The organism is bacterium (assembly GCA_009926305.1).
Lineage (GTDB): Bacteria > Bdellovibrionota_C > UBA2361 > UBA2361 > RFPC01 > RFPC01.
Map to the genome: position 1 here is coordinate 1 of RFPC01000222.1, position 1411 is coordinate 1411.

Consider the following 1411-nt stretch of genomic DNA (forward strand, 5'->3'; position numbering starts at 1 on the left):
AATCCGAAACGGGTGGAGCCTAAAGAGGCTGCTACAACCAACCGATCTGGGAAAGACGAGTTCATCTCGTCCTCAACTCAGCCCGATGCGGACTTCTTAGAGCTTTACTTTAGCGCTGCGGGCGCCAAGAACCGATCAAAGCCAGGATAAAGCCTGAGGGTGTGCTCTAGGCTCTAGCCGTAGGAGCATAAGGCTAGGGGGAAGGTGGTGCCAAGAGTCTTCGCGAAATTAACTCCTAGCCTCACCGCTCCCAAGGCCTCGGCCTGCGCTTGGCTTGTAGCTCCTGTATGGCCATCTCGCCCATCAGTCTGGTGTCCCAAGAAGTTCTCTAAACTTTCTAGTGAAACCTACACCTTGAGGTGTTTGCTTGATCGAATATGCGAGCATGCTGTCTCGTTCTATTGTGTTTCGAGTTATTTACTTCGTCTCCTCTCTTCGGCAACTCGTTTTTTACTTAATAGGAACTGACAATTGAGGGAATTAGCTTCTCTTCGTTCGTGGTCTTTGTCTTTCGTCTGTGTCGCTTTGGGGCTTAGTGCGCCTCAATTATTAGCCTGGGCTTCTGACGCTCCAAAGAAAACCTATGCTGAGGCGCTCAAACAGGAAATTGAGTTAACGATTTCAAGCTTGGCGTTATCGAGTGAATACGATCAGGCCATAAGATCCTGGGGTGAGATGGTTGCTGAAGACGCCTGGCTACTTGTTATGAGAGAGGAGGCTGGCGTATCCGGTTCACGTGATATGGAGAACTCTTCAAGTTCGAATGGCAAACATTCCGTAAAGAACGATGCGCTTGTTGCGCGTAGAGCAATTGAATTACTTGATGAGCGCCGTGAAAAGACGTTTTCAACACTTAACGCCTTGGATGCGTTTGTCGTCTCGAAGCTGACTTCAAAGATTGTTGACGCAGCAACTGCGTTCGAGTGTGCTCAGCTTTTCCGGAAAAAGCCGCCTAATCAGGACGGCAAGGGACGACCGTTTATAGCGCTGGCGTCTTCTCTCTCGCCAAGTGAGTTTCGAGAGTACTTTGGTTTAAGAGCAAAGGCACTCGAACTTTTTGTTAATGGTCAGACCGAGGGACAGGTGCTTCCTGATGAGGAAATTGAGAAAATTAAGGGGGAGTACCAATCTTTAGTCTTCAAACTTATGAGAACAGATCTGCGTTTACTTGGCTATGTCTTAACAGGGCAGAAGTATTCAAACTTGCCAGATTTAGAAGTCTGTCAGTATGGGCGTGCGTTACTTCAGTCGGTGACGTCAGGAGAATCGACTTACGCTCAAAAGAAGTCCTTGCTCTTTGTCCAAGGAAAACTCAAGAGGTGAGAAAGAAGCGCGATCAGCATCAAGACCTAAGAAAATATGTGTTTCATTAGGTTTTTCGTAGCTCTTTTGCCACGAATTGCAGCCCTCG

Annotated in this window: 1 protein-coding gene; it reads left to right on the top strand. The window is 47.9% G+C overall.

Annotated features, from left to right (window positions below; all coding sequences use genetic code 11):
* Nucleotides 1-504: 504 nt before the first annotated feature.
* Nucleotides 505-1323, top strand: a complete 819-nt coding sequence (locus EBR25_14015; GenBank protein NBW42086.1) for a hypothetical protein — start codon at nucleotides 505-507, stop codon at nucleotides 1321-1323.
* Nucleotides 1324-1411 lie beyond the last annotated feature (88 nt).